General features: G+C 71.4%; 4 protein-coding genes. 1 reads left to right on the forward strand and 3 read right to left on the reverse strand.

Translation table 11 applies throughout. The features are described 5' to 3' along the window. Positions 1 to 247 precede the first annotated feature (247 nt). Positions 248 to 2,713, forward strand: coding sequence for a glycogen/starch/alpha-glucan phosphorylase (locus ABWK99_RS11150; RefSeq protein WP_372594775.1), 2,466 nt, complete (start codon positions 248 to 250; stop codon positions 2,711 to 2,713). A gap of 66 nt (positions 2,714 to 2,779) precedes the next feature. Here the strand turns inward: ABWK99_RS11150 and ABWK99_RS11155 are convergent, their stop codons facing one another. The 3 genes from ABWK99_RS11155 to ABWK99_RS11165 all read right to left on the reverse strand — a co-directional run. After that, on the reverse strand, positions 2,780 to 4,171 hold the full coding sequence (locus tag ABWK99_RS11155) for a deoxyribodipyrimidine photo-lyase (RefSeq protein WP_372594776.1): 1,392 nt from the start codon (positions 4,169 to 4,171) through the stop codon (positions 2,780 to 2,782). Between the two features lie 41 nt (positions 4,172 to 4,212). Beyond that, entirely contained in the window at positions 4,213 to 6,693 is a 2,481-nt protein-coding gene (locus tag ABWK99_RS11160) for a flippase-like domain-containing protein (protein WP_372594777.1), read from the reverse strand. Positions 6,694 to 6,703: 10 nt separating this feature from the next. Continuing rightward, the coding region (locus ABWK99_RS11165) for a diguanylate cyclase domain-containing protein (RefSeq protein WP_372594778.1) at positions 6,704 to 7,810 on the reverse strand (1,107 nt) is incomplete at its 5' end.

Genomic DNA, 7,810 nt, shown 5'->3' on the forward strand with positions numbered 1-7,810 from the left:
CCGGCCCGCACCGCCGACGACCGCCTTTTTCACGGGCCAAGGGTGAGACGCGGACGACATGTCCAGCGTGATCTATCCCTCACACCTTGCAGACGACGGGTAAAACCAGCGGGCCCCGCCGCGCGCCGTCGGCGGCCGTGACCTGCACGGATCCCGGATTCCTTGCACGTGTACCTCATGGAGGGCCCTGAAAACGAGGGACGCAACGCGGTGACATCGCTTGCATCTGCGGCTACCGTCGTCGTTCGTGACTGATCTCGTCGTCCCCACCCCCACCCCCGACCTCACGGTCGACGCCTTCACCCGCGCCTTCCTGCGCGAGCTGAACTTCGGCCAGGGCGTCGAACTCGCTGCCTCCTCGGTGAACGACCAGTACCTGGCGCTGGCCCGCACCGTGCGCCAGTTCCTCATCTCGCGATGGCTGGAGACCCAGAAGCGTCAGCGTGAGGCGCAGGCCAAGTCGATCGCCTACCTCTCGGCCGAGTTCCTCCTGGGCCGTCAGCTCGACAACGCGCTGCTGGCGACGAACCTCGAGGAGATCGCGGGCGAGGCGCTACGCGGGCTCGACATCGACCTGGCAGAGCTGCGCGACGCAGAGGTGGAGCCCGGCCTCGGCAACGGCGGTCTCGGTCGCCTCGCCGCCTGCTTCATCGACTCGCTCGCGACGATGTCCGTGCCGTCCATCGGCTACGGGATCCGCTACGAGTACGGGATCTTCCGGCAGACCTTCGTCGACGGCAAGCAGGTCGAGCAGCCCGACAACTGGCTCGAGCTCGGCTCTCCGTGGGAGTTCCCGCACCCCGAGGCGGCCGTGACCGTCAGCTTCGGCGGCACCACGTCGGTCGAGGTCGATGAGAACGGCGTGGACCGCACGACGTGGACCCCCTCGTGGAGCGTCCTGGCCATGCCCTACAACTACATGGTCCCCGGCTACCACAACGGCCGCGTGAACACGCTGCGCCTGTGGAGCGCGAAGGCGACCCACGCCTTCGACCTCAGCACCTTCAACGCCGGCGAGTACGCCGACGCCGTCCGCTCGCAGACCTTCGCCGAGAACATCTCCAAGGTGCTCTACCCCGAGGACTCCACACCCCAGGGCAAGGAGCTGCGGCTGCAGCAGCAGTACTTCTTCGTCGCCGCGTCGATCCGCAACTTCATCGACCAGGTCCTGCCCGAGGACTTCGACCTGCACCGCCTGTCCGAGCGGGTCATGTTCCAGCTCAACGACACGCACCCCGTCATCGCGGTGCCGGAGCTGATGCGCATCCTGGTGGACGAGAAGGGCTTCGGCTGGGACGAGGCGTGGGCCGTGACCCGCAAGTGCTTCGCGTACACCTGCCACACCCTGCTCCCCGAGGCCCTCGAGGTCTGGCCGACCGAGCTCCTCGGCCGCCTGCTCCCTCGGCACCTGGAGATCATCTACCAGATCAACGACGACTTCCTCGCCGAGGTCCGCGCGGCCCACCCCGGGGACGAGCTCCGTGCTCGCCGGATGTCGATCGTGGCCGAGCACCCCGAGCGTGCCGTCCGGATGGCCTACTTGGCCACCGTCGCCGGCGCCAAGGTCAACGGCGTGGCCGAGCTGCACTCCCAGCTCCTGCGGGACAAGGTCCTCGACGACTTCGCCACGATGTGGCCCGAGAAGTTCACGAACGTCACCAACGGCGTGACCCCGCGTCGCTTCATGCGCCTGTCCAACCCGCCGCTCTCGCGGCTGATCACCGAGGCGATCGGCAGCGGGTGGCTGACCGACCTCGAGCGGCTCTCCGAGCTCGAGCCCTACGCCAAGGACGCCGAGTTCGTGCGGCGGTTCCAGGAGGTCAAGGGTCGCAACAAGCGTCGCCTGGCCGGCGTGCTCGAGCACCGCGACGGCATCGAGATCAACCAGGACGCGATGCTCGACGTCATGGTCAAGCGACTGCACGAGTACAAGCGCCAGATGCTCAAGGTGCTGCACGTCGTCACGCAGTACGACCGGATCCTCTCCGGAGAGCTCAAGGTCGAGGACGTCACGCCGCGGACCGTCGTGTTCGGCGCGAAGGCCGCACCCGGCTACAGGATGGCCAAGGACATCATCTGGCTCATCAACTCCGTGGCGAAGGTCGTCAACAACGACCCGGCCGTCCAGGACAAGCTCAAGATCGCCTTCCCGGCGAACTACAACGTGACCCTCGCCGAGACGCTCATCCCGGCGGCCGACCTGTCCGAGCAGATCTCGCTCGCCGGCAAGGAGGCGTCGGGCACGGGCAACATGAAGTTCGCGCTCAACGGGGCCCTGACGATCGGCACCCTCGACGGTGCGAACGTCGAGATCCGCGAGCTCGTCGGCGGGGAGAACTTCTTCCTCTTCGGCCTCGACGAGCCGGCGGTCGCCGCGCTGGTCGACAGCGGGTACCACCCGTCGAGCTACTACGAGCAGAACACCTCGCTGCGCCGGGCGCTGGACCTGATCGCGAGCGGTGCCTTCTCCGACGGCGACCGGCACGCCTTCGAGCCGATCGTGTCCAACCTGCTCTACCAGGACCGCTTCCTGGTCCTGGCCGACTACCAGGCGTACCTCGACGCGCAGGCGGAGGTCGACCTCGCCTACGCCGACAAGGACGCGTGGGCCGGCAAGGCGATCCTCAACATCTCGCGCAGCGGGTTCTTCTCCTCCGACCGTTCGATGCGGGACTACCTCGAGCGCATCTGGCACGCCGCGCCCGTGCACTGAGAGCAGGTCCCGACGCCCCGCCGAGCCACGCGCTCCGCGGGGCGTCGTCGTCCCCTGCCGATCGGCTCAGTCCCGGGTGACGCCGTAGCGTCGCAGCGTCTCGGCGCGCTCGGCGGCGTGGTCGACGACGCGCTCGGGGTAGCCGTGCGCGTAGCCGTCCGAGCGCTTCCACGGCTGGTGCACCGCGGCACCGGCCAGGTGCCGGAGCTCGGGGACCCAACGCCGCACGTAGTCGCCCTGCGGGTCGAAGCGCTCGCCCTGGAGCACCGGGTTGAAGACCCGGAAGTAGGGGGCTGCGTCCGTCCCGGTCCCGGCGACCCACTGCCAGCCGTGGTTGTTCGACGCGATGTCGCCGTCGCGCAGGTGCTCGAGGAAGTGGCGGGCGCCGTGCACCCACCACACGTGCAGGTCCTTGACCAGGAAGCTCGCGGTGACCATCCGCAGCCTGTTGTGCATCCACCCGGTCGCCTGGAGCTGGCGCATCCCCGCGTCGACGAACGGATAGCCGGTCCGGCCGGTGCGCCACGCCTCGACGGACCGCGCGACAGCCGGATCTCCGGGGTCGTCGTACTCGAGCGCGCTCAGACCGGGGCGGAGGTCGGACCATGCAGACGAGGGGCGGTGCCACAGGACGTCGGCGTAGAACTCGCGCCACGCGAGCTCGGTGACGAAGGTCGTGGCGCCCGTGCTGCGGCCGGAGGGGTGTGCGGCGACCTCTGCGAGCAGGGTGCGCGGGTGGATGGTCCCGTACTTGAGCTGGGCCGAGAGCCGCGAGGTGCCGTCCAGGTCCGGTCGGTCGCGCTCCTCGCCGTAGTGCTCGAGCCCACGGTCCAGCACCTCGGACCACCGCTCCAGGGCGCTGCGCTCACCGACCCGGTCCGTCGCTGCGCCGTCCGCGGCGCCCTCGTCCGCCGTCGTCCCCGGGCGTTCGTCCCCGGCCACGCCCTCGTGCCAGCGCAACCCGGTCGGCACCTCGGCCGGACGGCGCCAGCCGTGCTCACGCCAGGCCCGGCTGAACGGGGTGAACACCTGGTACGGCTCACCGGCTCCCGTGAGCACGCGGCCGGGCGTCACGGCGTAGGGGCTCCCGGTCGGCACTAGGGCGATGCCCGGGTCGAGGGCGTCGGCGACGGCGGCGTCGCGCCGTCGTCCGTAGGGCGTCGTCTCGGCGCTCACGTGCACGCTCCCGGCGCCCAGCTCGGCTGCGAGAGCGGGCACCACCTCCTGCGGGCGACCCCGGCGCACCACGAGTGCCCCGTCGTAGGCCTCGTCCAGCTCGGTGAGGGCCTCGTGGAGGGCGGCCAGCCGTGCGGGGCCGGCCGAGGCCAGGAGCGTGGGATCGGCGACGAAGAGGGGAAGGACGCGGCCGTCCGACCCCTGAGCCGCCTCATGTGCCGCGACGAGGGCGGGATGGTCGTGCAGCCGCAGGTCGCGGCGGAGCCACAGGATGCTCGTCACCCGTCGAGGCTAGGTGGATCGCTCCCGCAGCGCGCGTCGGCTCAGAGCTCGCCGCTGCGTTGCAGGTACCGCATCGAGATCCAGCCGAGCGGGATGTGCGCCCAGTACGTCAGCCCACGGAAGGTCACCACGACCGAGGTCGCAATGGCAGCGGGGATCCCTCCCGGCCCGCTCAGACCGCCGATGAGTGCGACCTCGACGGGACCCAGGCCGCCGGGAGTGGGCACGATCACTCCTGCCGCGTTCCCGATGAGGTAGATCACGGCGAGGTCGATCAGGGACATCTCCCGGCCGAAGGCGGCGAGGGAGGCCCAGAAGGCCGCGAAGTACGCGATCGTCATCGTGGTGCTCGCCACGGCCGCGAGGGCGAAGCGACGTGGCTGCGAGAGCAGGCGGACGAGCTGCGGCCACGTCTGGCGCCAGGTCGGCGCGATCCGGCGCCACAGCCACTGCCGCACGGCGGGGACGAGCAGCGTCGCGGCGACCCCGGTGCCGACCACCGCGATCGCCAGCAGGACGGTCGGGGACGGCAGCTCCAGGGTCCCGCGGGAGCCGCTGACCACCGACAGGCCGATCAGGAGCACCACGGTGGTGAGGAACTGCGAGACCTGCACGAGGCCGACCGACGCGACGGCGAGCGCGTTGGACACCCCGCGGCGGGTCAGCATCCGCATGTTCAGCGCGGCAGGTCCGACCCCGGCCGGTGCCACGAGGGCCACGAAGGACGAGGCCGACTGCACGAGGGTCGTGCGCCACAGTGGGAGCGGGATCGGGGAGAAGGCCATCAGGGCGAGGGCCGCGGAGAAGTAGCTCACGACGCCGAGGACGAAGGCTGCGGCTGCCCACCACGGTTGAGCGGTGGACAGCGCCTCGCTGATCTGGTCGAAGTTCAGGGTGGTGACCACGACGACGAGCGCGACGATGCTGATCGCCACCGTGAAGACGCTCCGCGCGCCGAAGCGCACGAGCCGCTCGGGCTCGACGTCGGCCTCCGGGAGGAGCTCCAGCAGGGCCTCGCGGACCTCGCCCAGCAGGCCCCGGTGGGCACGAACGGCCTCGCGGGTGGCGCGTGGCAGGGCGAGGGACTGGAGCAGGGGGCCGATGGTCGCCAGGTCGGCGTCGGTCAGGACGCGAGCTGCGGACGCGACGGCACGGTGCGCTCCCACCCGCAGGGCGAGCACGGCCAGCAGCTGGCTGACGTCCATCCGGCGGGCGAGCTCTGCCGAGGCGACGTCCCCGGACTCCCAGCCGCTGAGCAGGACCGTCGGACGCGGACCGGGCGTCAGCAGGATGACGTCGGAGGTGAGGGCGCGGTGCGCGAGGCCGGCCCGGTGGGCGCGGTCCAGCTGGCGCCAGATCGCGTCGAGCACCTCGTCGCTCAGCACCTCGTCAGGGGTGTCGTGCAGCGGTGCGGCACCGGGGACGTGCTCGTGCACCAGGAGCATCGAGTCCTCTGCCTCGGCCATGCCGAGCAGCCGTGGTGTGGCGACACCGGCCGAGAGCGCGGCGTAGGTCAGCAGGGCGCTGCGCTCGGCGACCTGCCGGAGCGAGACGGCCCACCGCCCGTCGATCCCGCGCAGGCGGAGCGAGCGCCACCACCGGGCGAGCAGGCCGAGCACCTGACGGTCGCCGTCCAGGACGACGACGTCGCGCCGTTCCCCGTCGCTCGTGACCAGGGAGTAGACCCGATGGTCGCCCTGTCGCGCGATGGCGGCGCTCGAGCGGTCGTCGTCCGTCTCGGGTTCGGGCCGAACGGAGGAGTTCCGGACCCGCACGAGCTGCTCCGGCTCGAACCCGGCGCGGCGGACCCCGTCGACCAGCGCCTCGCCGTAGGCCCGCTCGCTCGGGACCCCGGAGACGTATCGCGTGGCCGTCCCCACCAGCCGCCCCAGCAGGACGGCGAGAGCCACTCCGGTGAGGGTGAAGATCCCCGTGATGACGGCGACGCCGAGGCCGAACCAGAGCACGTTCCACGACGCCCTGAGCGTGCGGCGACGCCCGCGCGGGCCGGCCACCGTGAGCAGCGCTGCGGTCGCGACGAGCAGCTCCGGGATGACGAGGGTGCTGCGCCCGCTGCTGTACGTGGTGAACGAGGACTGGAGCTCGGGGATACCGAAGGTGCTGATCAGGTGCGTGGCCACGATCGCAGCCACACCTCCGATGCTCGCCGCGACCACCGCTTCGACGGCGTGCCGGACCAGGCGGCGCAGGACGAGCTCGGTCAGCGCGACGATCGGGATGACGGTCACCACGAGGCCGACCAGCATGCTCACGGGCACCACGACGAGCTTCTGCACGAAGCTGGCGAAACCGCGGACGTCCTCGGCGACCCCTGTCGTCGTGCCGTGCGCGTAGGCGCCGAGGACGCAGACCGCGGCGATCGCCGCTGCCGAGAGCACCACTCCGACGAGATCGGCAGGGTGGTGCACCCGCGGTGCGGGGGCGTCGACGACGTCGACCCCGTGCAGGGTGGTCCTGCGCAGTGCGGCGCTGCCCGGAGGCGCGATCGCAGGCGTCGTCATGCTCGCGAGTCTAGGCGGGCGTCGTTCCCGCGGCGGGGGCTCCTGAGGCGGAGTCGCGAGGGCCGGTGAGCCGGCTCGTGACGGGCCTGCTGCTGAACGGACGACGACGGGCCCGCTTGTCGCGGTACATCGCGGTGTCGGCGGCCGTGAGGAGCTCCTCGGCGCTTCGCGGCTCGAAGGCGAGTGCCCTGCCCACGCTCACGTCGACGCGTACCTGCACCCCCGAGCGCAGGGCGATCGGCCGGCTGACGACGTCGCGCAGTCGATCGACGACCCCGTCGACCTCTGCGGCGTCCCGCACCTCGGTCAGGACCGCGCAGAACTCGTCGCCGGAGATCCGTGCGAGGTGGTCGTGCGGTCGCAGCGCCGCGCGCAGGCGCCGTGCGATGGTGATCAGCAGCTCGTCGCCGGCCGGGTGACCGTGCAGGTCGTTGACCTCCTTGAACCGGTCGAGGTCGAGGAAGAGCACGGCGAGCCCTGCACCGGCGACAGCCTCCGCCCCGGCCTCCTCGATCCGGGCCAGCAGGTCCGAACGGTTGGGAAGTCCTGTCAGGTCGTCGTGCGAGGCCGCGTGGGCGAGCTCCTCCTGGTGGTGCAGGCGGTCGGTGATGTCGCTCTGCACGACGACGAGCCCCGCGACGAGCGGGTCGTCCAGGAGGTTGTGGGCGGACCAGGCGAACCAGCGCCGCTCATGGCTCGCGAGCTCGACCAGGACGTCGATGCTCGTGCGCGCGCCCTGACCCGAGCAGGCGACGGACGCCAGCTCCTCCTCGACCCGGGCGCGGTGCTCCGCGTCGACGAGGTCGAGCAGCGGCGTGCCGACCAGCGCCTCCGGCTCTCGACCCAGGCCCCGGACGGCCGCGGGGCTGACATAGGTGAGCTCGCCGCTCGCGTCGCTGACGGTGAGCACGTCCTGGGAGCTGTCGAGCAGGGCCCGCAGCCGGGCCTCGGCGCGCTCGAGGGTCCGCTGGGCGCGCTCGCGCTCGGCGACGGCGGAGCCGGCCACGACGATCCCGCTCGCGGTGATGATCAGCAGGACGCCGGCCGCCATATGGCTCACCGCCGGGTCCGCGACGCTGCTGACCCACCCGAGGGCCACCCCCACCTGGCCGAGGAG

Source organism: Actinotalea sp. (genome assembly GCF_041597215.1).
Classification (GTDB): domain Bacteria; phylum Actinomycetota; class Actinomycetes; order Actinomycetales; family Cellulomonadaceae; genus Actinotalea.

Excerpts from the sequence above, each read along its gene's own strand:
- ABWK99_RS11160 (WP_372594777.1), bottom strand. The coding sequence starts at position 6,693 with ATGACGACGCCTGCGATCGCGCCTCCGGGCAGCGCCGCACTGCGCAGG.